22 protein-coding genes are annotated in these 22845 nt (G+C 72.8%); 18 read left to right on the forward strand and 4 right to left on the reverse strand.

The genetic code is table 11. From position 1 onward, the window contains the following. Positions 1-48: 48 nt before the first annotated feature. The 5 genes from ABD774_RS14815 (at position 49) to ABD774_RS14835 (ending at position 6733) form a co-directional block, all read left to right on the forward strand. Positions 49-1341 (forward strand): Nramp family divalent metal transporter, encoded by a 1293-nt coding sequence (locus ABD774_RS14815; protein WP_425554564.1) that lies wholly within the window; start codon positions 49-51, stop codon positions 1339-1341. 73 nt (positions 1342-1414) lie between these two features. After that, positions 1415-2635: an MFS transporter gene (locus tag ABD774_RS14820; RefSeq protein WP_345042696.1), complete on the forward strand. Its 1221-nt coding sequence runs from the start codon at positions 1415-1417 to the stop codon at positions 2633-2635. 76 nt (positions 2636-2711) lie between these two features. Beyond that, positions 2712-4454: a pyruvate dehydrogenase gene (locus ABD774_RS14825; protein WP_345042698.1), complete on the forward strand. Its 1743-nt coding sequence runs from the start codon at positions 2712-2714 to the stop codon at positions 4452-4454. A 120-nt stretch (positions 4455-4574) separates the two neighbouring features. After that, positions 4575-5093, forward strand: coding sequence for a gluconokinase (locus tag ABD774_RS14830; protein WP_345042700.1), 519 nt, complete (start codon positions 4575-4577; stop codon positions 5091-5093). A 260-nt stretch (positions 5094-5353) separates the two neighbouring features. Then, complete coding sequence (locus ABD774_RS14835; RefSeq protein WP_345042761.1) at positions 5354-6733, forward strand: GntP family permease; 1380 nt, start codon at positions 5354-5356, stop codon at positions 6731-6733. 88 nt (positions 6734-6821) lie between these two features. Here the strand turns inward: ABD774_RS14835 and ABD774_RS14840 are convergent, their stop codons facing one another. After that, positions 6822-7589 carry a FadR/GntR family transcriptional regulator gene (locus ABD774_RS14840; protein ID WP_345042703.1) on the reverse strand — a complete coding sequence of 256 codons (768 nt, stop codon included), beginning with the start codon at positions 7587-7589 and terminating at the stop codon, positions 6822-6824. 167 nt (positions 7590-7756) lie between these two features. Here ABD774_RS14840 and ABD774_RS14845 point away from each other — a divergent pair, with 167 nt between their 5' ends. The 7 genes from ABD774_RS14845 to ABD774_RS14875 all read left to right on the forward strand — a co-directional run bounded on the left by ABD774_RS14845 (position 7757) and on the right by ABD774_RS14875 (position 14865). Next, positions 7757-9133: a GntP family permease gene (locus tag ABD774_RS14845; RefSeq protein ID WP_345042705.1), complete on the forward strand. Its 1377-nt coding sequence runs from the start codon at positions 7757-7759 to the stop codon at positions 9131-9133. A 257-nt stretch (positions 9134-9390) separates the two neighbouring features. Next, positions 9391-10161 (forward strand): SDR family oxidoreductase, encoded by a 771-nt coding sequence (locus tag ABD774_RS14850; protein ID WP_345042707.1) that lies wholly within the window; start codon positions 9391-9393, stop codon positions 10159-10161. Positions 10162-10210: 49 nt separating this feature from the next. Beyond that, a complete protein-coding gene (locus ABD774_RS14855) occupies positions 10211-11236 on the forward strand; it encodes an L-idonate 5-dehydrogenase (RefSeq protein WP_345042709.1) in 1026 nt (341 codons plus the stop codon). Between the two features lie 251 nt (positions 11237-11487). After that, the gene (locus ABD774_RS14860) at positions 11488-12327 is read left to right on the forward strand and encodes a transporter substrate-binding domain-containing protein (protein WP_345042712.1); all 840 of its coding nucleotides are present in this window, start codon (positions 11488-11490) and stop codon (positions 12325-12327) included. Between the two features lie 5 nt (positions 12328-12332). After that, positions 12333-13118: an amino acid ABC transporter permease gene (locus ABD774_RS14865; RefSeq protein WP_345042714.1), complete on the forward strand. Its 786-nt coding sequence runs from the start codon at positions 12333-12335 to the stop codon at positions 13116-13118. After that, positions 13115-13873 (forward strand): amino acid ABC transporter ATP-binding protein, encoded by a 759-nt coding sequence (locus tag ABD774_RS14870; RefSeq protein ID WP_345042716.1) that lies wholly within the window; start codon positions 13115-13117, stop codon positions 13871-13873. The genes ABD774_RS14865 and ABD774_RS14870 overlap by 4 nt, the downstream gene beginning before the upstream one ends. Positions 13874-13974: 101 nt before the next feature. Next, complete coding sequence (locus tag ABD774_RS14875) at positions 13975-14865, forward strand: phosphotransferase (protein WP_345042719.1); 891 nt, start codon at positions 13975-13977, stop codon at positions 14863-14865. On the opposite strand, the gene ABD774_RS14880 is transcribed toward ABD774_RS14875, so the two are convergent. Continuing rightward, the gene (locus ABD774_RS14880; RefSeq protein ID WP_345042721.1) at positions 14862-16367 is read right to left on the reverse strand and encodes a sugar porter family MFS transporter; all 1506 of its coding nucleotides are present in this window, start codon (positions 16365-16367) and stop codon (positions 14862-14864) included. The genes ABD774_RS14875 and ABD774_RS14880 overlap by 4 nt on opposite strands. Positions 16368-16672: 305 nt before the next feature. Between ABD774_RS14880 and ABD774_RS14885 the strand changes: the two genes are divergently transcribed. Then, the gene (locus ABD774_RS14885; RefSeq protein ID WP_248258633.1) at positions 16673-16903 is read left to right on the forward strand and encodes a DUF6458 family protein; all 231 of its coding nucleotides are present in this window, start codon (positions 16673-16675) and stop codon (positions 16901-16903) included. A 147-nt stretch (positions 16904-17050) separates the two neighbouring features. Further along, positions 17051-18157, forward strand: a complete 1107-nt coding sequence (locus ABD774_RS14890; RefSeq protein WP_345042725.1) for an App1 family protein phosphatidate phosphatase — start codon at positions 17051-17053, stop codon at positions 18155-18157. Between the two features lie 34 nt (positions 18158-18191). On the opposite strand, the gene ABD774_RS14895 is transcribed toward ABD774_RS14890, so the two are convergent. Then, the gene (locus ABD774_RS14895; RefSeq protein ID WP_345042728.1) at positions 18192-19262 is read right to left on the reverse strand and encodes a M23 family metallopeptidase; all 1071 of its coding nucleotides are present in this window, start codon (positions 19260-19262) and stop codon (positions 18192-18194) included. 1 nt (position 19263) lies between these two features. Continuing rightward, a complete protein-coding gene (locus tag ABD774_RS14900) occupies positions 19264-19812 on the reverse strand; it encodes a hypothetical protein (protein ID WP_345042730.1) in 549 nt (182 codons plus the stop codon). Positions 19813-19960: 148 nt separating this feature from the next. On the opposite strand from ABD774_RS14900, the gene ABD774_RS14905 reads away from it, so the two are divergent. The 4 genes from ABD774_RS14905 to ABD774_RS14920 all read left to right on the forward strand — a co-directional run. Beyond that, positions 19961-20524 carry a DUF6668 family protein gene (locus ABD774_RS14905; protein ID WP_345042733.1) on the forward strand — a complete coding sequence of 188 codons (564 nt, stop codon included), beginning with the start codon at positions 19961-19963 and terminating at the stop codon, positions 20522-20524. A 1-nt stretch (position 20525) separates the two neighbouring features. After that, a complete protein-coding gene (locus ABD774_RS14910; RefSeq protein ID WP_345042735.1) occupies positions 20526-20819 on the forward strand; it encodes a hypothetical protein in 294 nt (97 codons plus the stop codon). Between the two features lie 8 nt (positions 20820-20827). Next, positions 20828-21592 carry a DUF8175 domain-containg protein gene (locus tag ABD774_RS14915; RefSeq protein WP_345042737.1) on the forward strand — a complete coding sequence of 255 codons (765 nt, stop codon included), beginning with the start codon at positions 20828-20830 and terminating at the stop codon, positions 21590-21592. After that, the coding region (locus tag ABD774_RS14920) for a TrbL/VirB6 family protein (RefSeq protein ID WP_345042739.1) at positions 21593-22845 on the forward strand (1253 nt) is incomplete at its 3' end.

Genomic DNA, 22845 nt, shown 5'->3' on the forward strand with positions numbered 1-22845 from the left:
TCCGGGGCGCGGCGCGGCCGAGCCCCTCGACGACGAGCTGGAGCAGGCGTGACCGACGAAGCCGTGAGGACGGACGAGAGCACCCACCCGGTCAGGGAGGGGCACACGCCCCAGATCTCCCTCAAGAAGTGGCAGATCATCGGCCCCGGCCTCGTCGTGGCAGGGACAGGCGTGGGCGCCGCCGACCTCGTGGCGACCCTGACTGCGGGCTCCCGCTACGGCTACGCGCTCCTCTGGGCGGTCGTCGTCGGCGTCGTCATGAAGATCGTCCTGGTCGAGGGCGCGGGGCGGTACTCGCTCGCCACCGGCCGCACGATCTTCGAGGGCTGGCGCTCCCTCGGCAGGTGGACCACCTGGTACTTCGCGCCGTACATCATGCTCTGGGGGCTGATCTACGGGGCCTCGGCGATGACGTCGGCGGCGCTGCCGATCGTGACCCTGTTCCCGGGCGTCAACCTCGAGCTCACGGCCGCGGCCACCGGCGTCGTCGCCTTCCTGATGGTCTGGTTCGGCCGGTACCGCACGTTCGAGAAGATCGTCAGCGCGCTCGTGCTGCTCATGATGGTCACCGTCGTCGGCATCTCGACGCTGGCCCTGCCCAACCTGGGCGAGATCGCCCGCGGCCTGATCCCGATGGTGCCGGACGGCTCGACGATCTACGTGCTGGGCCTCGCCGGCGGGGTCGGCGGCACCATCACCCTGGCCGCCTACGGCTACTGGCTGCGCGAGAAGGGCTGGGCCAGCGCCGGGTGGATGAAGGTCATGCGCCTGGACAACACGATCGCCTACGTCGTCACCGGCATCTTCGTCGTCGCGGTCATGATCATGGGCGTCGAGCTGCTCTACAGCGCGCAGCTCGCCATCTCCTCGGGCGACAACGGCCTGATCGACCTCTCCGAGATCCTGCGCGACCGCTACGGCGACGTCGTCGGCACCCTGTTCCTCGTCGGCTTCTGGGCGGCCTCCTTCTCCTCGATCGTCGGCGTGTGGAACGGCGTCTCCCTGATGTTCGCGGACTTCGTCGGCAACCTGAAGAAGCTGCCCCGCGACCACCCCGACCTGCACACGGGCGGCAAGTACTTCAAGTGGTACGTGCTGTGGCTGACCTTCCCGCCGATGCTGCTGTTCCTGCTCGAGCAGCCGACCGGCCTCGTCATCGCCTACGGCGCGCTCGGCGCGCTGTTCATGCCGTTCCTCGCCCTCACGCTGCTGGGCATCCTCAACGGCTCCCGCACGCCCGAGGAGTGGCGCAACGGCTGGGTCAGCAACGTGCTGATGGGCATCTGCACCCTGCTCTTCGTGGCGCTCGGCGTGAACCAGTTCGTCAACGCGTTCTCCTGACGCCGGGCCCGTGGTGCCCAACGTCACCGCTCCCGGGCCACCCGGGCTCGCGGAGCGGTGACAAAATCGCCCGGTGCCCAACCCGTACCGCGACATCCTCGGCCTGCCCGGGACGCTCGCGTTCTCGGCGGCCGGCCTGCTCGCCCGCTTCCCCGTCTCGATGGTGGCCATCGCCGTCGTCCTGATGCTCTCGAGCATCACCGGCTCCTACGCCACCGCGGGCACCGTCTCCGCGACCTTCGTCGTCTCGCAGGCCGTCTGCGCCCCGCAGCTGGCCCGGCTCGTGGACCGGCACGGGCAGGCGCGCGTCATGACGCCGGCCGTGACCCTCTCCGGCCTGGCCCTCGCCGGGCTCGTCGTGGCCGCCGTCGCCGGCGCACCGCTCTGGACCGTCTACGCGTGCGCCGTCGTCTCGGGCGCCAGCGTCGGGTCCGTCGGCGCCCTGGTCCGGGCGCGCTGGACGCAGGCCGTCCGCACCCCGAAGGACCTGCACCGGGCGTACTCCTGGGAGTCCGCCCTCGACGAGTCCACCTACGTCCTCGGCCCCGTGATCGCCACGGTCCTGGCCACCTCGGTCACGCCGTGGGCCGGCGTGGCAACGGCCGCGGTCCTCATCGTGGTGGGCGGGTACGCGTTCCTCGCGCAGCGCGGCACCGAGCCGCCGGCACAGCCACGGCACGAGACCGGCGCGCACCGCGGCTCGGTGATGCGGTCCGGGGCGCTGGTGGGGATCGTCGTCGTCTTCCTCTTCGTCGGCGGGGTCTTCGGCGCCACCGACGTCGCGGTCGTCGCGTTCACCGCGGAGCACGGCCGCCCGGCGGCCGCGGGCGTCCTGCTCGGCATCTTCTCCCTCGGGTCGGTGCTCGCGGGCCTGCTCTACGGCGCGCGCACCTGGACCGGCCCGGCGTGGCGGCGCTTCGTCGCCGGGGTGGCCGTCCTGGCGGGCGGCACCGCGCTGTTCCTGCTGGTCGAGAGCCTCGCCGTCATGGCCGCGGTGATGTTCGTGACCGGCTTCGCGATCTCCCCCACGATCATCAACGGCAACTCGATGGTCCAGCACCTCGTGGACCGCCGTCGCCTCACCGAGGGCCTGACCTGGCTGAGCACGGGGATCAACGTGGGCGTGTCGGTCGGCTCCTCGGTGGCCGGGGTGTTCATCGACGACAACGGGTCCGTGGGCGGGTTCACCATGGTGGCCGCCAGCGGCGGCGTCGCCGTGGTGACCGCCCTCGCCGTCGCCCCGCTCCTGCGGCGCCGGGACCACGGCGACCCGGTCCACCTGCCCGAGAGATGAGGTGGCCGGCCCGACCTGCGGCCCGGCCGCTCCGCGGGCAGGATCGGACGGACCGCGATCACACCAGGAGGCTGCCGTGGCCCGCTCCGTCGCCGAGTTTCTCGTCAACCAGCTGGTCGCCGCCGGCGTGAGCCGCCTCTACGGCATCGTCGGCGACTCGCTCAACCCCGTCGTCGATGCCGTCCGGCGCACGCCCGGGATCGACTGGGTGCACGTCCGTCACGAGGAGGCCGCCGCGTTCGCCGCCGCCGCCGAGGCGGAGGTCACCGGACGGCTGACCGCCTGTGCCGGGTCCTGCGGGCCGGGCAACCTCCACCTCATCAACGGCCTCTACGACGCGAACCGCTCCCGGCTGCCGGTGCTGGCCATCGCCTCGCACATCCCGAGCGCGCAGATCGGCACGACGTTCTTCCAGGAGACCCATCCGGACCGTCTCTTCACCGAGGCCTCGGTGTTCTCGGAGATGATCTCCACGGCCAAGCAGGTCCCGCGCGTGACCCGCACCGCGATCCAGCACGCCCTGACGGCCCCGGGCGTCGCGGTGCTCACGCTGCCGGGTGACGTCGCGGACCAGGAGGTGCCCGACGACGACGCCCCCATCCTCGTCCCGGGCGCGTGCCCCGCCCGGGTGGTCCCGAACCGCGAGGACGTCACCGCGCTCGCCGACGCCGTCAACGCGGCCAAGAAGGTCACGCTCTTCGTCGGCGCGGGCGCCCGCGGCGCGCGCGAGGAGGTCCTCAAGCTGGCCGACCTCGCGGCCGCGCCGGTCGGTCACTCGCTGCGCGGCAAGGAGATCATCCAGTACGACAACCGCTTCGACGTCGGCATGTCGGGCCTGCTCGGCTACGGCGCCTGCCAGAGCGCGATGGACGACGCCGACCTCCTGATCCTCGTCGGCACCGACTTCCCGTACGACTCGTTCCTGCCCGCCGACGTGCCGACCGCCCAGATCGACATCGACGCCTCGCACCTGGGCCGGCGGACCAGGCTGGACCTGCCCGTCCACGGCGACGTCGGCGAGACCCTGCGGCTGCTCAACCCGATGCTCACCCGCAAGACCGACCGCAAGTTCGTGCGCGCGATGACCAAGAAGCACGCGAGCCTCATGACCCGGGTGGTCGGCGCCTACACGCGGAACGTGGAGAGGACGACGCCGATCCATCCCGAGTACGCCGCCGTCCTGCTGGACGAGGCCGCCGCGGAGGACGCCGTCTTCACCGTCGACACCGGGATGAACAACGTCTGGGCGGCCCGCTACCTCACGCCCAACGGGCGACGGCGCGTGCTCGGCTCGTTCCTGCACGGGTCCATGGCCAACGCCCTGCCGCACGCGATCGGCGCCGCGATGGCCGACCGGTCCCGTCAGGTGGTGGCCCTGGCCGGCGACGGCGGGCTGTCCATGCTGCTCGGCGAGCTCATCACGGTGCGGGCGTACGACCTGCCGGTCAAGGTGGTCGTCCTCAACAACGCCTCGCTGGGCATGGTCAAGCTCGAGATGCTCGTCGAGGGCCTCCCCTCCCACGCCACCGACTCCCCGCCGGTGGACTACCGCAACGTGGCGCTGGCCCTGGGCATCCCCGCCGTGCGGGTGGAGGACCCGAAGGACCTGCGCAAGGCGCTGACCGACGGGCTGGCGCGGCCCGGCCCCGCGCTGATCGAGGTGGTCACCGACGCCAACGCCCTGTCCATCCCGCCCTCGATCTCCTCCGGCCAGATCCGGGGCTTCGCGACGGCGATGACCAAGGAGATCCTCGGCGGCGGGATGGGTGAGGTCATGGCGATGGCCCGATCGAACCTGCGCAACGTCCCCCGCCCCTGACCCGTTGCCCCTGCGGCGTGGGCCGTCTCACTCAGGCAACTGACGGCAAGGCCTCATCGCCGGCCGCGCCGGGTGGCACCGTTGGTGGTATTCCTGGCCCGGCCCGACGACGGAGAGATCGTGACGACTGACAAGCGCAACCACCTGGTGCTCATGGGCGTCGCCGGGTCCGGCAAGACCACGATCGCCGAGGAGCTGGTCGAGCGCCTCGGCTGGGTCAGCGCGGAGGCCGACGAGTTCCACTCCCAGGCCAACATCGACAAGATGGCCTCGGGCACGCCGCTGACGGACGAGGACCGCTGGCCGTGGCTCGCCTCGATCCGCAGCTGGCTCGACGCGCAGTCCGCGGCCGGGCGCAAGGCCGTGGTCACCTGCTCCGCGCTCAAGCGGGTGTACCGCGACGTCCTGGAGGGCGAGAGCGACGACGTCTGCTTCGTCCACCTCGGGGGTTCCAAGGACCTGATCGCCGGCCGCATGGCGCAGCGCAAGGGTCACTTCATGCCGACCTCGCTGCTGGACTCCCAGTTCGACACCCTCGAGCCGCTGGGCGCGGACGAGCCGGGCATCTCCGTGGACATCTCGGGCACGCCGGACGAGATCGCGGACGACATCATCTCCCGCCTGCAGCTCACCGCCTGACGGTCGGCTCCGCGGGCCCGGGCCCGACGGAGCCGTCATCATCGACGGCCTCCCGGCACCGGTGCTGGTCACGCCGTCGACGATCCTGCCTGGCGCGCCGTCTCTCGCCGAGCCGTCTGCCCCGCCCTGCCCTATGGTCCTGGGTGCAGCACCAGGGCCCCGCCACGCTCGCACGCCGCCAGGCGCGGTCCCTCAACCGACAGGACGGCCGTCACCCGAGGACGAGTTCGACGGCCCGGCAGGACGGAGACCTCGTGGAGATCGAAGGTTGGAGCCAGACCCTGGGAGCCGGAGCGCTCCTGGGCATCGCAGCCGGGGCCATCGCACTCATCCTGGTCCTGGTCATCGTCTTCAAGATGCACGCGTTCCTCACGCTGGTGCTGGTCTCGCTGCTCACGGCGTTCGCCACGGGCATCCCGGCCGGCCAGATCGTGCCGACCCTGGTCACCAGCTTCGGCACCACGCTGGGCAGCGTCGCGCTCCTGATCGGGCTGGGCGCGATGCTCGGCAAGATGGTCGAGCACAGCGGCGGGGCGAGAATCCTCGCCGAGAAGATGGTCAGTGTCTTCGGGGAGAGACGCGCACCCTTCGGGCTCGGCCTGGCGTCGCTGATCATGGGCTTCCCGATCTTCTTCGACGCCGGCCTCGTGGTCATGCTGCCGATCATCTTCGCGGTGGCCCGCCGGCTCGGGAACAACGTGCTGCTCTTCGGGATGCCCGCCGCCGCCGCGTTCTCCGTCATGCACGTCTTCGTGCCGCCGCACCCGGGGCCGGTGGCCGCCACCGAGCTCTACGGCGCGAGCCTCGGCCTGGTGCTGCTGGTCGGCCTCCTCATCGCCTTCCCGCTCTGGTACGTCACCGGCTACCTCTGGGGCACCTATGTCGGGCGGCGGTACATCTTCCCCGTGCCGGCTCTGTTCGGCTCCGTCGACGACGACGTCCAGACGAACCCCCCGGGCGTGGGCACGGTCATCGCGATCCTGCTGCTGCCGCTGCTGCTGATCTTCATGAACACCGGGCTGGACTTCCTCGACGGCGCGGGTGTCGTCGACGCGGAGAACGAGACCTGGGTGCAGGTGCTCTCCACGATCGGGTCCGCCCCCGTCGCCCTGCTGATCTCGGTGCTGGTGGCCACGTTCGTGCTCGGCAACCGCCGGGGCGAGCACGGCACCGCCCTGGAGAAGGTTCTCGACTCCGCCCTCGGGCCGGTCTGCTCCGTCATCCTCATCACCGGCGCGGGCGGCATGTTCGGTGGCGTCCTGCGGACCTCCGGCATCGGCGACGCGCTGTCCGACTCGCTCGCGGACATCGGCCTGCCGGTGATCGTGGCGGCCTACGTCATCGCGCTGATCCTTCGGGTCGCCCAGGGCTCGGCCACCGTCGCGCTGGTCACCGCCGCGGGGCTCATGGCCCCGGCGGTGGCCGCGGGCGGCTACACGGTCCTGCAGATCGTGGCGATCACGCTGGCCACGGCGGCCGGGTCGGTCTTCGCCAGCCACGTCAACGACTCCGGGTTCTGGCTGGTCGGCCGGCTCATGGGCATGGACGTCAAGACCACGCTGAAGACCTGGACGGTCCAGCAGGCGCTGGAGTCTGTGGTGGGCTTCGCCATCTGCCTCGTCATTTTCTGGATCGGGTGAGCCCGGGACGTTCCGCATCGGCCGGGCGGGCAGCCGCGCCCGGCCGCCCGGCCGGCAGGTAGTCCGCGCGGCGCCCCGGGACCGGGCGTCAGGCCCCGACGTCAGGCCCGGCGACGCCCGGTGCGGCGGCCCCGGCGTCGGGCGGCGCACCGGCGCGGCGGGAGGGGTCACCGATCTCCAGCCACACCTCCGCCACGACCGCCCGCGACGCCGCCTCCGCCGTCTCCTCCTGGCCTTCGACGACGGCCCGCGCCACGGCCTCGTGGTCGTCCAGGGACCTCGGCGCCGGCCACGGCGGCGTGAGCCCCAGGCGTGTACGCCCGGCGAGGACCTCGGCGATCGTCCGCTGCAGGCCGAGGAACATCTCGTTCCCGCTCGCCCGGATCAGCAGGGTGTGGAAGGCGACGTCGGCCTCGAGGTACTCGGCCGTGTCGCCCAGCCCCTGCTCGCCCAGCTCGCGCAGGCGTCCCGCAAGCCGCACGAGCTGGGCGCCGTGCCCGCCGCCGCGCGCCTGCGCGGCGAGCCTGGCGGCGGTCGGCTCCACCGCGTGACGCAGCTGGGTCAGGCTGCGCAGCTGGGCGTCCCGGCCCGGGCCGGCCAGGCGCCACCCGATCACCCGGGGGTCCAGCACCGACCATCCCGCCACGTCCTGCACGACCACGCCCACCCGCCGTTTGGGCACCACCATGCCGAGGGACTCCAGCACGCGTACGGCCTCCCGCACGACGGTGCGCGAGACGCCGAACCGCTGCTCGAGCCGGGCCAGCGTGAGCACGCCGCCGGCGGGGTGCACGCCGGCCGTGATCTCCCGGCCAAGGGTGTCGAGCAGGTCGCTGTGCAGCACCGGTGCCGCCATGCCGCCTCCGCGCGGTTTTGTCAAAGATGTGATCTTTCTGTAAGGGTATCGGACAGAAGCCCCGGCGCGCACCGCGACCACGGCAGGCCGCACAGCCGGCGCCGGTCCGCCCCGTCGGCGGCTCTCCCACGCCGCACCCGGCGGCACCTCTATCGATGGAGACACTCATGGAAGATTGGACCCAGACCCTGGGAGCGGGGCCGCTCCTGGGGATCGCGGCCGGCGCGATCGCGCTGATCCTGATCCTGGTCATCAGGTTCAAGATGCACGCGTTCCTCACGCTCATCCTCGTCAGCCTGCTCACCGCCTTCGCCACCGGCATCCCGGCGAACGCGATCGTCGACACCCTGGTCAGCAGCTTCGGCGGGACCCTGGGCTCGGTGGCCCTCCTCGTCGGCCTGGGCGCGATGCTCGGCAAGCTCGTGGAGCACAGCGGCGGCGCCAAGGTGCTCGCCGACAAGCTGGTCGACGTCTTCGGCGAGAAGCGAGCGCCGTTCGCCCTCGGCCTCGCCTCGCTGATCATGGGCTTCCCGATCTTCTTCGACGCCGGCCTGGTCGTCATGCTGCCGATCATCTTCGCGGTGGCGCGCCGGCTCGGGAACAACGTCCTGCTCTTCGGCATCCCCGCCGCCGCGGCCTTCTCGGTCATGCACGTCTTCACGCCGCCGCACCCCGGCCCCGTCACCGCGACCGAGCTCTACGGCGCGAACCTCGGCCTGGTGCTGCTCGTCGGGCTGATCATGGCCTTCCCGCTCTGGTACGTCTCCGGCTACCTCTGGGGCCTGCGCGTCGGCAAGAAGTACGTCCTGCCGATCCCGCCCCTGTTCGGCACCCTCGACGAGGACCAGCCCGCCAACCCGCCGCGGGTGGGCACCGTCATCTCGATGCTGCTGCTGCCGCTCGTGCTGATCTTCATGAACACCGGCCTGGACTTCCTGCGCGCGGCCGGCACGGTCGACGCGGAGCAGACCTGGTTCCAGGTGCTCTCCGCCCTGGGCGAGTCGCCCATCGCGCTGCTCATCTCCGTCCTGGTGGCCACCTGGGTGCTCGGCACCCGGCGCGGGGAGCACGGCACGGCGCTGGAGAAGGTCCTCGACTCCTCCCTCGGCCCCGTCTGCTCCGTCATCCTCATCACCGGCGCCGGTGGCATGTTCGGTGGCGTCCTGCGCGCCTCCGGCATCGGCGACGCACTGTCCGACTCCCTCGACGCCCTCGGCCTGCCGGTCATCGTGGCGGCCTACGTCATCGCCGTGGTCATGCGCGTGGCGCAGGGCTCGGCCACCGTCGCCCTGGTCACCGCCGCCGGCCTCATGGCCCCGGCCGTCGCCGCGGGCGGCTACGGCGCCATGGACGTCGTGGCCATCACCCTGGCCACCGCGGCCGGCTCGGTCTTCGCCGGCCACGTCAACGACTCCGGCTTCTGGCTGGTGGGCCGGCTCATGGGCATGGACGTCAAGACCACCCTCAGGACGTGGACCGTCCAGCAGACCATCGAGTCGGTGCTGGGCTTCGTCCTGGCCCTGCTGGTGTTCGCCATCTTCTAGGCGCAGCTCGTCCAGCACCGACGCGTCCGTCGGTGCGCAGCAGGAACGGCCGCCGGGCCCCGCGCCCGGCGGCCGTCGCCGTTCGCCCTTGCAAAAGGTGTGACCTTTGTGCGAGGGTCGGTCCGAGGCACAACGAGGCAGGCACAACGTCAGGGACGACGGAGCTGGAAGGCACCGCCGCCCAGGGACCGCCCGGACCCACGACGTCGTGCCGCCTCGCCGGTGCTCGCCCCTCCCCTCCCCGGCAAGGAACTCAGATGGTCAACTCCCTCTTCGACATCACCGGCAAGCTGGCGTTCGTCACCGGCTCCTCACGCGGTCTCGGCAACGCGCTCGCCGTCGGCCTGGCCGAGGCGGGCGCCCGGGTGGTGCTGCACGGCCGCGACGCGGCGGCACTGGCCGCGGCGCAGGAACGCCTCACGACGATCAGCGGGGAGCAGACACCGGTCGTCACCTTCGACGTCACCGACCAGGCGGCGGTCCGCGACGGCGTGGCCGCCCTGGTCGCCGAGCACGGCGTCCCCGACGTCCTCGTCAACAACGCCGGCGTCCAGCGCCGCGCGCCGTTCAACGACTTCGACCCCGCCGACTGGGACGACATCGTGGCCGCCAACCTCTCCAGCGCGTTCTACGTCTCCCAGCAGATCACGCGCAGCATGGCGGAGCGCGGCTCGGGCAAGGTCATCAACATCGGCTCGGTGCAGTCGATGCTCGCCCGGCAGACCATCGCCCCGTACTCGGCCACCAAGGGCGGCCTGGTCATGCTGACCAAGGGCATGGCCGCGGACCTCGCACGCTTCAACATCCAGGTCAACGCCATCTCCCCCGGCTACTTCGCCACCGAGATGAACAAGGCGCTCGTCGAGGACGAGGCGTTCAACGCGTGGGTGATCAACCGGACCCCGGCGCAGCGGTGGGGCAAGTTCGAAGAGCTCGTCGGCACGCTGGTCTACCTCGCCTCGGACGCCTCGAGCTTCGTCTCCGGCCAGAACATCTTCGTCGACGGCGGTATGACCTCCGTCGTCTGACCGCCACCCGTCAGCGCACCAGAACCACCCCGAACCTGAGAGAAGCGTCATGAGAGCGATCGTCATCCACGGCAAGCAGGACCTGCGCGAGGAGGAGGTGCCCACCCCGGAGCCCGGCGAGGGGCAGGTGCGCCTGCGCATGGCCTTCGGCGGCATCTGCGGCTCCGACCTGCACTACTACTTCGAGGGCGCCAACGGCGAGTACGTCGTCCGTGAGCCTCTGGTGCCCGGCCACGAGGTGTCCGGCACCGTCGACCTCGACCCCTCCGGCGAGCTCGCCCCCGGCACCCCGGTCACCGTCCACCCCGCCACCTTCGGCACGTCCGAGCCCGGTCTGGAGAACCACCGGCACCTGTGGCCGAACGGTGCCTACCTCGGCAGCGCGTCCACCTGGCCGCACACGCAGGGCGGGATGAGCGAGTACCTCATCGTCACCAAGGACATGGTGCGGGTGCTGCCGGAGAGCCTGCCCCTTCGCCGGGCCGCGCTGGCCGAGCCCCTCGCCGTCGGCCTGCACGGCATCAACCTGGCCGGCGGCGTCGAGGGCAAGAAGGTCCTCGTCTCCGGCTCCGGGCCCATCGGCCTGCTCACCGCCGCCGGCGCGCTCGCGAAGGGCGCCGCGGAGGTCGTCGCCACCGACGTCCTGCCAGGGCCGCTCGAGCGCGCCCGCGCGCTCGGCGTCCACCGCACCATCCAGGTCACCGAGGAGGAGATCCCGGCGACGGCGTTCGACGTCGTCCTCGAGTGCTCCGGCGCGCCCGCGGCCATCAACGCCGCGATCGTCGCGGCCCGCCGCGCCGGCACCTACGTCCAGGTCGGCATGGTCCCCAACGAGCCGAGGGGCATCAACCTCGCGCCGCTGGTCTCCAAGGAGGTCACGATGCACGGGTCCTTCCGCTTCGACGACGAGATCGACGAGGCCGTCGCCCTGCTCGACGCCACCCCGGGCATCGAGGACGTCATCACCCACGAGCTGCCCGCCGACCGGGCCGTCGACGCGTTCGCCGCCGCGAAGGACTCCCAGTCCTCCGGCAAGGTCGTCGTCTCCCTGTGGCAGGACGCCGCGCGGGCCTGACGGGCCGGTGACGTCCGGCGGCCGGTGACCCACGACGTCGTCGTCGGCCGCCGGACGCGCCGGTCGCTGGCCGCCGGGTGCGCCGGTCGCTGGCCGCCGCCCGCCGGCCGCCGGCCGTCAGCGGGCCTCTGGCACGGCGCGCACCGGCTTGCGGACACCGCCCACAGAGTGGACGGTTGACCAAGCTGGTACGGACTCATGGTGGTATGCCCCACACTGTTTCCACCCCGCGCGAGACCCGGAGGCCGACGATGAGCGCTCGTTCCATCCGCACCGCAGCCCTGGCGGCCGGCGCCGCACTGCTCCTCGCCGCGTGCGGCGGGGGCGGCGACGGCGGAGGCGAGACCCCGGCGGGCGACACCGGCGCCGGCGGCGACGCCGCGGCCGAGTTCGACCTCGTCGAGGAGGGCACCCTGACCGCCTGCTCGGAGGTGCCCTACCCGCCGTTCGAGGTCGAGGACGGGAGCAAGCCCAGCGGCTACGGCGGCTTCGACATCGACCTCCTTCAGGCGATCGCCGACAACCTCGGGCTGGACCTCAAGGTCGCCGACGTCAGCTTCGACGCCCTCCAGTCCGGCACCACCCTGGTGGCCGGGCAGTGCGACGTCGGCGCCTCGGCCATCACCATCACCGACGAGCGCAAGGCGAACCTGGACTTCACCGACCCCTACTACGACTCCCTCCAGTCGCTCCTGGTCCCGGCGGACTCCGACATCAAGGGCATCGACGACCTCGCCGGCAAGAACGTCGCGGTCCAGCAGGGCACCACCGGGCAGGCCTACGCCGAGGAGAACGCCCCCGAGGCGAAGCTCTCCGCCTTCCCCGGCGACGGCGAGATGTGGCCCGCGCTGCAGGCCGGGCAGGTCGACGCGATCCTGCAGGACCTGCCGGTCAACGTCGAGCACGCCAAGGCGGACGAGAACTACGTCATCGTCGAGGAGTTCGACACCGGCGAGCAGTACGGCTTCGCCCTGGCCAAGGGCGAGAAGCCCGAGCTGCTCGAGGCGATCAACACCGAGCTGCAGAACCTGCGCGACGACGGCACCTACCAGGAGATCTACGACTCCTACTTCGCCGCCGACGGCTCCTGACCCCCATGCGCAGGACCACCCGCCAGCGCCTGTACCGGGGCGTCAACTACGCGATCTTCGCCGCGGTGGTGCTCTTCGTCGTGCTCGCGACGGACTGGGAGCGCATCCTCAACCAGTTCTTCCGGTGGGACATCGCGCGCGAGCAGCTGCCCGAGATCGTCACCATCGCGCTGAAGAACACCATCCTGTTCACGATCATCTCCTTCGCCGGCGGCCTGGTGCTCGGCGTGGTCATGGCGCTGCTCAAGCTGTCCTCGGTGGCCCCGTACCGGTGGTTCGCCACCGCCTACGTCGAGCTCTTCCGCGGGGTCCCCGCGCTGCTGACGATCTTCGCGATGGCGTACATGCTCCCCATCGCGCTGGGCGTGCGGGTGCCTGGCGGCCAGGTCGGAGCGGGGCTGGTCGGCCTGATCCTCGTGGCCTCCGCCTACATGGCGGAGGTGATCCGCTCGGGCATCCAGGCCGTCCCCAAGGGGCAGACGGAGGCCGCGCGCTCCCTCGGCATGTCCCCCGCCCGCACGATGTTCTGGGTGGTCCTCCCGCAGGGCTTCCGGATCGTCATCCCGCCGATGACCAACGAGTTCGTCCTGCTGCTCAAGGACACGTCCCTGCTGTTCATCGCCGGCTCGACCGTCTTCACCAAGGAGCTGACCACCTTCGCCCGCGACGGCCTGACCACGAACGCGAACGGCACCCCGCTCGTCATGGCGGCGATGCTGTACCTGCTGGTCACCATCCCGCTGACCCGGCTGGTCGCGTGGCTCGAGCGAAAGATGGCGAAGAGCCGATGAGGGACAACGCCAGGCCGGTGCCCGGGGCGCCGGCGATCGACATCCGCGGGCTGCGCAAGAGCTTCGGCGCCGTCGAGGTGCTCAAGGGCATCGACCTCACCGTCCGGGCGGGCGAGGTGGTCTGCGTGGTCGGGCCGTCCGGGTCCGGCAAGTCGACCCTGCTGCGCTCGGTGAACATGCTCGAGCCGCCCACGGGTGGGGACATCCTCATCGAGGGCGTCGACATCCTCGACCCCGACGTCGACATCGACCGGATCCGCACTCGCATCGGCATGGTCTTCCAGCAGTTCAACCTGTTCCCGCACATGACCGTGCTGCGCAACCTCACCGTCGCCCAGGAGCGCGTGCTCGGCCGACGGCGCGCGGAGGCGGAGCGGGTCGCGAGGGACATGCTGGCCCGGGTCGGCCTGTCGGAGAAGGCCGCCGAGCACCCCGGCCACCTCTCCGGCGGCCAGCAGCAGCGCGTGGCCATCGCCCGCGCGCTGTGCATGAACCCGGACATGATGCTCTTCGACGAACCCACCTCCGCCCTCGACCCCGAGCTCGTGGGAGAGGTCCTCGAGGTCATGCAGGCCCTGGCGTCCTCGGGCATGACCATGATGGTGGTCACCCACGAGATGGGGTTCGCCCGCGAGGTCGGCGACCGGCTGATCTTCATGGACGACGGCGTCATCGTGGAGGAGGGCGACCCCACCGAGGTCCTGGCCAACCCCCGGCACGGACGTACGCAGGCGTTCCTCTCCAAGGTGCTGTAGCCCCGGACCGCCACGGAGGTTCCGGGGAGCAGGATCGCGCGACCGCCGCTCGGCCCGGAACAGATTGCCGGCCGTGCGCAGGCGGCCGTAGGTTGTCCGCCGTGACGACGGCGGACGAGGCGGTTCCCGACGCGACAGCGAGCTCCGGCCGGGACGTCGCGGGGCTGGCCGACGACGTGGCGGACGCCGGGGGCGAGATGCTGGCCGGCGGCGTCGCGAACGCCGGGGCCGTGGTCCGGATCGGCGACGAGGTCCGGCGGCCTGCGACCGAGCGGTCGGAGCTGGTGTTCGCGCTGCTCCGCCACGTCAGGGCCAACGGGTTCCTGGGCGTCCCGGAGCCCCTCGGGTTCGACGAGGCGGGCCGGGAGCGCCTGCGGTTCATCCCCGGCGACGTCGCCGTGCCGCCCTTCCCGAGCTGGTCGCTGGACGACGGGCTCCTCGCCTCGACCGCGCGGCTGCTTCGCGAGTTCCACGAGGCGGTGCGCGACTTCGTCCCGCCGCCGGGCGCGCAGTGGAACTCCGAGCTCGCGCACCCCGGCGGCGGGCCGATCGTCGGGCACAACGACGTGTGCGTGGAGAACGTCGTCGTGCGGGACGGTCGCGCCGTCGCCCTGATCGACTTCGAGTTCGCCGCCCCGACCCGACCCCTGCACGACCTGGCGGTCCTGGCCCGGCACTGGGTGCCGGTGGAGACCGACCAGGACGCCCGGGTCTACGGGCGCTCGGGCTTCGACGTGCCCTCCCGGCTGCGCCTCGTCGCGGAGTCGTACGGGCTGCCCCGAGGCAGTCAGCGCGAGGAGCTCCTCGACCACGTGGTGGCCGGCGCCCACCGGGGCGGCACGTTCGTCCTGGCGCGCATCGCCCGCGGGGAGCAGGCCTTCATCGACATGTGGGAGCGCAGCGGCGGGCAGGAGCGCGTGGACCGGCGCAGGAAGTGGATCGACTCGGTCAGGACGGAGCTGCTCGCCGCGCTCGACGCCCCGGCCGGCTAGAGACCCGCCGCACGCCGCCCCGCGGTGCGGGCGGCGGAGCAGCGCGCCCGGAAGTCGGACTCCAGCTCCTCGAGCGACCGTCCCGACGTCTCCGGGATCATCCGCCGCGCGAAGACGATCGCCCCGACGTTGACCAGGGCGAACATGAGGAACGTGGTCGCACCGCCGGCCACCTCGACGAGCACCGGGAACGCGAACGAGATGGCGGCGTTGACGCACCAGTGCAGGAAGACCGCGATCCCCATGCCGAGACCCCGCATCCGCAGCGGGAAGACCTCGGAGAGCATCACCCAGGTCACCGGCGAGAGCGCGGCCTGCTGGAAGAGCAGGAACACGAGCATGAGGGCGAGCACGGTCCAGCTGGCGGCGGCCGGCGGCATCTCGCCCGCGGCGAGGGCGGGCTCGACCGCGACGGCGAAGGCGGCGCTGAGCGCCAGCAGCGCCGCGAGGATGCCAGCCTGCCCGACCAGCAGCATGGTGCGGCGTCGCAGTCGCCGCACGATCCGCAGCCCGATCAGGGCGCCGACCACCGAGACGACGCCGTTGGCGATCGTGGCCGTCAGGGCGGCGTCGGTGGCCAGGCCGGTGAGCTCGAGCAGCAGCGGGGCGTAGTACATGATCGTGTTGACGCCGCTGACCTGCTGGATCACGGCGACGCCGATGCCGACCACGAGCAGCCGGCGCACCCACGGCACCCGCAGCTCCCGCCAGCCGAGGCGCTCGCGGGACCGTTCCCGGGTGACGTCGACCATCTCCATGAGCTCGCCCACGCAGTCGTGGCCCGGGGGCCGCGAGCGCCGGAGGGTGGTCAGGGCCTCGCCGTAGCGTGCATGGGCGGCGTACCAGCGGGACGTCTCGGGAACGAGGTGGACGCCGATCCACAGCGCCACGGCGGGCACCGAGGCGACGGCGAGCATGTACCGCCAGGTGTGCGGGCTGTCGACGGTGTTCGCGAGCACCGCGTTGGTCGTGTACGCCAGCAGCTGCCCGGTGACGATCATCAGCTGGTCGATCGCCACGTAGGTGCCGCGCCTCTCCTTCGGCGCCAGCTCGGCGAGGAACACCGGCACCGTGGCCGACGCTCCGCCCACGGCGAGTCCCAGCACCACGCGCGCCGCCACCATCGCCCCGAGCCCGGGGGCGAGCGCGGTGCCCAGCGCCCCGAGGAAGAAGACGACGGCCAGGGCCAGGACGGTCCGCCGTCGTCCGTGACGGTCGGCGAGCCGGCCCGCGAGGAGCGCGCCGAAGGCCGCGCCGGCGAGGAGGGATGAGGTGACCAGCCCCTCGGCCTGGGCGCCGAGGTCGAGCCCGCCCTGGTCCGCGGGGCGGGTCATGTACGGCAGGGCGCCGGCAATGACGCCGGTGTCGTAGCCGAAGAGCAGTCCGCCGAGGGTGATCGCGAAGGCGGCGAGCCTCATGCGCAGCGGTCGGACCTCTGACGTGGCCTCCGGGAGTGCCTCGAGCTGCTCCCGGGCGCCGGTCCGGTCGGTCAGCACACTCACCGCTGCTCTCCTCTCGCGGGCCGGCCGTGCCGGCGGTCCCGCTCACCCGGGTCGGTTCTCTGGGCGGCCCCGCCGGACGAGGTGGCGCCCGTCGCGCAGAGCCTCGTCGACCTTACGCCGCCGGTTCGGCGGGCCCCGCCGACGTCCGGCGCCACGCGCCGGCGTCCGGGACCCCGCGCCGTGCGGGGTTCTCACGACTCCACGCCGTGCGCGGGCTGGTATCTCTCCAAGTGCGGGCCGCTGTCGCACCCGCCACACTGTGCCCACCAGACCCGCACCGCCGGGTCGTGACGAGAGGAGCGGGCATGGGGATCGGTGGAGGCATCTTCCTCATCGTGATCGGGGCGATCCTGGCCTTCGCGGTGTCCGACGTCATCGAGGGGGTCGACCTGTCGATGATCGGGTACATCTGCATGGGTGCGGGCGTGATCGCCCTGGTCATCGCGCTGATCATGCACAGCCAGCGCACGAACACCACCCACACCGAGCGCGTCGAGCGCCGCGACGACCGCCACATCCACGGCGACGGCGTCTGACGCGGGCCGCTCGTCCGCCTCGGTCCGAACAGCAGCCGGTGACCCGCGGGTCACCGGCTGCCCGTGTCTTCTCGCCACGGCGGCGCCGTCGTCGACGCCACGGGGCTCGCATCGCCCGTCCCGTGGCCTCCGGCTAGCGTGTGACCCATGGGAATGTCCCGGATCGCCTCCGCCGTCGAGGACGCCATCAACCGCCGCAGCGTCGCCTACCTCAAGGACAAGGGCTGGCGGCCGCGCATCATCGGCCTCACCGGTTACGGCTCCGTCCAGAGCCTGCACGTCCTCGGGCGGGTGATCATGGCCGACCCCCAGGTCGACGCCGAGGACCCGGAGGCCCTCGAGCGGGCCGCGCCCCTCGGGCCGATCAACGTGGCGGCGGAGGCGCAGCGCGGGTGGCGGTCCTTCTTCACGGCCCAGGTGGGCTTCCTGCCCGTCACGGTGCACGCCAACGGGCAGTCGATCCGGACCATGACCGACCGCGGCGGCTACATCGACGTGATGGTCCGGGACCACGGTCTCGAGCCGGGCTGGCACGAGGTGACCATAGAGGCCGTGGCGGCGACGCACCCGGTGACGGCGAAGGTGCTGGTGGTGGACCCGAGCGTGCGGTCGGGGATCGTCTCCGACATCGACGACACGATCATGGTCACGATGCTCCCGCGGGCACTGATCGCCGCCTGGAACACGTTCGTGCGGCACACCTCGACGCGCAAGCCCGTCCCCGGCATGGCCGACCTGTACAAGCAGCTGCTCGCCGACCATCCGACGGCACCGATCTTCTACCTCTCCACCGGCGCGTGGAACACGGTCCCGACGCTGCGCCGGTTCATGGACAAGAACGGCTACCCCGAGGGGCCGATGCTCATGACCGACTGGGGGCCGACGCCGACCGGCTTCTTCCGCTCCGGCATCGAGCACAAGCGCACGCAGCTGCGGAACCTGCTGATCACCTTCCCGGACATCAACTGGGTGCTCGTCGGCGACGACGGCCAGCACGACCCGATGGTCTACGACGAGCTCGCCCGCGAGCACCCGCGGCACATCGCCGCGATCGCGATCCGGCAGCTCTCGCCGGCGGAGCAGGTGCTGGCGCACGGCACCCCGGACGCCATCGAGGAGCCGCCCGCGCTGCGCAACGCGACCGCCGAGCACGGCGTGCCGACCGTGCAGGGGCGGGACGGGCACGCGCTGGCCACGATGCTGCCCGAGGTCGTCGCCGAACGGAGCCAGACGCTGGTGGCGCTCGAGGACTGAGCACGTCCCGGACCCGGTCAGCCGGGTCGGTGGCTCAGGCGGGCTGGGCCACCCGTGTCCCGGGCAGCGCGACGCCCCGCGCCGCGAGGAATGCGATCGGGTCGACCGGCGTGCCGTTGACGCGCACCTCGAAGTGCAGGTGCGGCCCGGTGGAGTTGCCGGAGGAGCCCACGCGCGCCACCTGCTGGCCGGCGGTCACCGTCTCCCCCACGCGCACGAGGATCCCGTTGGGCCAGGGGTGGACGTACCGCGTCTGCACGCCGCCGCCGTGGTCGATCGCCACCATGTACCCCGTGTTGCCGCCGGACGACGGGCCGGCGATGACCACGATGCCGTCGGCCGCCGCGTAGATGGGGTGCCCGTCGACCGCCGCGAGGTCCGCGCCGGCGTGCAGCGCGCGCGCGCCGGTGATCGGGTGCGTGCGGACCCCGAACGCGGAGGTGTAGCGCACGCTGCCGAGGATCGGCGAGGTCCAGCCCTCGGCGGTGACCGCACCGGCGCTCAGCGCGCTGCACGGGCTCGGGCCGGCCGCCGCCGCGACGGCCTCGAGGTCCTCCCCCGCCAGCGCCGTCACGACGGCGACGGCGTCGCGCCAGTACCGCTCGTAGTGGTACGGGTCGGCGTTGCCCTGCACCCGGTGGGCCACGACGGTCGGGGGCTGGGTGGTGCGGTCGGTGAGCGTGGCGAGCCTGCGGAAGAACATGGTCGCCGAGGCGGTGGGGTCCATCCGCTGGGCCTCGGTGCCCCACATCCCGTTGTCCCGCTGCTGGAACAGCCCCCGGGAGTCCGGCCCGGCCCGGTCGCCGTGGTCGAGCACCTCGAGCCCGGACTCCCCCATCGCCGTCATGACGCCGATGGTCTGGTCGCGCACCGACAGCCCCAGGTCCGCGCCGGCGTTGATGATCGCGGCCGCGTTCGCCAGCTGCACGCCGCTGTAGCCGTTGACCTCGCCCTCCGGCGCCCCGGCGAGCACGACGCGCACCGCCGGCCCGTCCACGTTGCAGGTGGCCTGGCGGTCCTGCGCGTCGATGTAGAGCACCAGCGTCAGCGAGCCCACGAGCACGGACGCCAGCGCGAGGAGCAGCACGAGGATCAGGCGGCGCACGTCAGGCCTGCCCTTCCGGCGGCACGATGCGCTCGACGAGCCACGCCGTCGGGCCGTCCTGGCGCGAGAGCAGCACCTGGACCGTCCCGGCGTCCGTGGCGACGTCGACCCGCGCCAGGTACACGCTGGGCTCGTCGACCACCTCCGGCTCCGCGGTCACCTTCCGGGCGAGGATGGAGCTGGGCTGCAGCCACTGGTAGTCCCGCCGCGCCGTCGGGGTGAGGAACACGGAGAGCTCGTCGAACCAGCGCGCGGCGGGCAGGTCGGGACGGGCCCACGCCCGCACCGCGTCCTCCGACACCCGGCGCGCCTGCACCCGGGACGTCTCGTCCCACACCGGCACCGGCGCCCCGGTGACCGCCTCCTTCGGCTCGTCCATCGGCTCACCCGCCGGTGGGGGCGGGACCGGGACGGGCGACGGCGAGGGCGCCGCGCCGGTCGCCGTCGCCGTCCCGTCGGGCCCTGGTCCGGGCTGGGGCCCGCCGGGGAGGCAGCCGCCCAGCGCGAGGGCGAGCGCCAGCGCGCCGGCACCCACCGCACCTGCGCGCATGAGACCTCCGTCCCGCCCGACGCGGCCGACGGCCAGATCCGGCCGCCCAGTTTTGCTTGCGTCATCCAGGTGACCATGATCACGTAGGCACTGCATGATGGTGATCCGATCAGGACCGTCTTCGGACGCAACCCTTAGGACGCACATGATGGGCAGCCATCCACGGCTCGCGCACCGCGACGACGTCGCCGGTGCCCGCTTCCTCCTGCAGACGGGCCCGGCGATGCCGCAACGTGGTGTGCCGTCGCCGGCGAACGGGCTGCCGGCCCGGGTCCGCACCGAGAGCCCCGCACCCTGGTGGCTGGGCACGCACGGCGGCGCCGGGGAGTCCACCCTCGCCGGGTTCGTGCCGAGCTCGGCCGCCGCCGGCCACGCCTGGCCGCTCCCCCGCGACGTCGGCGGGACCCAGCCCGTCGTGCTCGTCGCCCGCACCAGCCATCGTGGCCTGGAGAGCGCCCGCCTCGCCGCCACCCAGTGGGCGGCCGGCGACGTGCTCGGCGTCGAGCTGCTCGGTCTCGTCCTCATGGCCGACGCGCCCGGGCGGCTCCCCCGCCCGCTGCGCGACCTCGCCCGCCACGTCGCCGGGGGCGTCCCCCGCGTGTGGTCCGTGCCGTGGGTCGAGGCGTGGCGCTCCGGCGGCGACGCCGTGCCGCACGCCCTCGCGGTGCTCCGGCGCGACCTCGCCACCCTCCTGCCCGTGCGGGAGGCGTGACGTGCTGAGCTCCGCCGTCGGCGCGCTGACCGCCGCCACCGTGACGCTGGCGAACGTGCCGGACCCCGGCCAGGGCGAGGCCCCGCCCGGCATGGAGGGTTTCCTGCAGCTGCTCTCGTGGACCAAGTGGATCGCGCTGGGCATCTGCGTGCTGGGCCTGATGGTCGCCGGGGCGCTCATGGCGGTCAACGCCCGGCGCGGTGAGGGCGGCGAGCACCTCGGGCGCATCGGCATGGCGCTGGCCGGCGTGGTCGTCATCTCCGGCGCCTACTTCGTCGTCGGCGCGCTGGCGTAGGAGCGGACGTGCCGACGGACGAGGGGCGCAGCGTGTGGACGCGCCCGGCGTTCGTGGGCTCCGCGGTGCTCCTCCTGGCCCTGGCCATCCTCGCCGGCTGGCTCCTCACCCGCGGCGACGGCGCCCCCGCCGACCCCGGCGCCGCCGCCTCGCCGGGCGTGAGCCAGCCGCCGACGCCGGACCCGACGGGGACGGACGACCCCGCGACCACCGCCCCGCCGTCGGCCGGACCCTCCGCGTGCGGGCTGACGGCGGAGGCCGACTCCGGCACCCTGACCCGCGCGCCCGACGCCCGGTGGGACCTCGTCGGCACCGTCGCGGCGCCGTCGGTCGAGGGCCAGGGCCCCGGCGAGGACGACGACGGCCTGCGCACCTGCTACGCCCGCACCCCCACCGGCGCGCTGCTCGCCGCCGCGAACGTCGCCGCGATGGGCTCGAACGCCACCCTGGTCGAGCGGATGACGGCGGAGATGACCGCCGCGGGCCCCGGTCGCGAGGCCGCCCTGGAGCGGATCGCCGACGAGGGCGCCCCCGCCGTGCCCGCCGTCGTGCGCTACCAGATCCGCGGCTTCCGGCTGCTGGACTACACCGGCACCGAGGCGTCCGTGGACCTCGCCCTCGGCGTCGAGGGCGGCCTGACGGGCAGCTTCGTGCTCGACCTGCGCTGGGAGGACGGCGACTGGAAGGTGGTCCTCACCGACGACGGCGGGCTCGGGAGCCTTCCCGCCCCGGTGCCCGACCTGACCGGCTACACCCTGTGGTCGGGGGCGTAGATGGCCACCGCCGACCCGACCGCCCCCGCCGGCGCACCGCCTGGCGGCTGCGACCCGCTGGACGTCACGTGCGCCACGTCGAGCTGGACGGCCGACGGCGGCGCCACCGCGCTGGACCAGCTCGGGGCCGCCGTGGCCGAGGCGCTGGACACCACGCTCGCGTCCCTCGGCACCATGTGGGAGGACGTGGCCACGCCCACCCTGACCGGGAGCGGCACCGGGGCGGTGGCGCCCGGCGACGTCGCACCCGGCTCGGTGGAGGCGGTCGAGACCGTCCTGGGCTGGGTGGTGTGGGTCTCGCTCGGCGTCGCCATGCTGTCCCTGCTCGCCCTGGGCGCCTGGCTCGCCCTGGCCGGGCGGCGCGGCGATGGCGAGCGCCACCTCGGCCGCGTCGGCGTCGTCCTGGGCGGTGTCGTCCTCATCTCCGGGGCCTCCGCGCTGGTCGGGGCGCTGGTGCCGCCGGAACGCTTCGCCGGCGGCTCTGCCCCGGTCGCCTCCACCCAGAACGCCCTGTGGTGGTTCACCGCCGCGATGGCCGTGCTCTCGGTGATCGTGGCCGGCGCCAAGATGGCCTGGGAGCAGCGGGCGGCGCCCGGGCGGGACCTCGTGCGCTCGCTGCTCACGCTCGTGGTCGTGGCAGGTGCCGGTCTGACGGTCATCGGGCTCGCCGTCGTGGCGGCCGACGGCTTCGCGCTGTGGCTGCTCGACCGGGTCACGGGCGGCGCGGACTTCTCCGTGCGGGTGCGAGAGATGGTGGTGCTCTCGGACTCCCTGGGCGTGCTGCTCGTGATCGTCCTGGGCCTGCTCGCGGTGGTGGTCGCGTTCGTGCAGATCATGCTGCTGGTGCTGCGCGGCGCGATGCTCGTCATCCTCGCCGGGATCTTCCCGCTCTCGGCGGCCTTCACGAACACCGCGGTGGGCCGGGCCTGGTTCTCCCGGGTGGTCTCCTGGATCGTCGCGTTCGTGCTGTACAAGCCGGCCGTGGCCATCGTCTACGCCACGGCGTTCCAGCTCACCGACACCGGACTCGTGACCGACGACGGCACCGGGCTCGTGCCGCTGCTGGCCGGGATCATCCTCATGGTCCTGGCCCTGCTGGCGCTGCCCGCGCTGATGTCGGTGGCTGCCCCGCTGATCGGCACGGTCACGCCGGGCGCCGCACCGGCCGCCGCCGCGCTGCCGCCGGGCACGTCCGCCGCGCTGCCCACCGGGGCGGCGGCGGCCCACCGGGTGCGCCCGGCCGCCACGGGAGA

This window comes from Georgenia daeguensis, assembly GCF_039537705.1.
GTDB lineage: Bacteria > Actinomycetota > Actinomycetes > Actinomycetales > Actinomycetaceae > Georgenia > Georgenia daeguensis.

Excerpts from the sequence above, each read along its gene's own strand:
- ABD774_RS14870 (WP_345042716.1), top strand. The coding sequence starts at position 13,115 with ATGAGGGACAACGCCAGGCCGGTGCCCGGGGCGCCGGCGATCGACATC.
- ABD774_RS14845 (WP_345042705.1), top strand. The coding sequence starts at position 7,757 with ATGGAAGATTGGACCCAGACCCTGGGAGCGGGGCCGCTCCTGGGGATC.
- ABD774_RS14885 (WP_248258633.1), top strand. The coding sequence starts at position 16,673 with ATGGGGATCGGTGGAGGCATCTTCCTCATCGTGATCGGGGCGATCCTG.
- ABD774_RS14890 (WP_345042725.1), top strand. The coding sequence starts at position 17,051 with ATGGGAATGTCCCGGATCGCCTCCGCCGTCGAGGACGCCATCAACCGC.
- ABD774_RS14905 (WP_345042733.1), top strand. The coding sequence starts at position 19,961 with ATGGGCAGCCATCCACGGCTCGCGCACCGCGACGACGTCGCCGGTGCC.
- ABD774_RS14860 (WP_345042712.1), top strand. The coding sequence starts at position 11,488 with ATGAGCGCTCGTTCCATCCGCACCGCAGCCCTGGCGGCCGGCGCCGCA.
- ABD774_RS14850 (WP_345042707.1), top strand. The coding sequence starts at position 9,391 with ATGGTCAACTCCCTCTTCGACATCACCGGCAAGCTGGCGTTCGTCACC.
- ABD774_RS14900 (WP_345042730.1), bottom strand. The coding sequence starts at position 19,812 with ATGCGCGCAGGTGCGGTGGGTGCCGGCGCGCTGGCGCTCGCCCTCGCG.
- ABD774_RS14840 (WP_345042703.1), bottom strand. The coding sequence starts at position 7,589 with ATGGCGGCACCGGTGCTGCACAGCGACCTGCTCGACACCCTTGGCCGG.
- ABD774_RS14865 (WP_345042714.1), top strand. The coding sequence starts at position 12,333 with ATGCGCAGGACCACCCGCCAGCGCCTGTACCGGGGCGTCAACTACGCG.
- ABD774_RS14855 (WP_345042709.1), top strand. The coding sequence starts at position 10,211 with ATGAGAGCGATCGTCATCCACGGCAAGCAGGACCTGCGCGAGGAGGAG.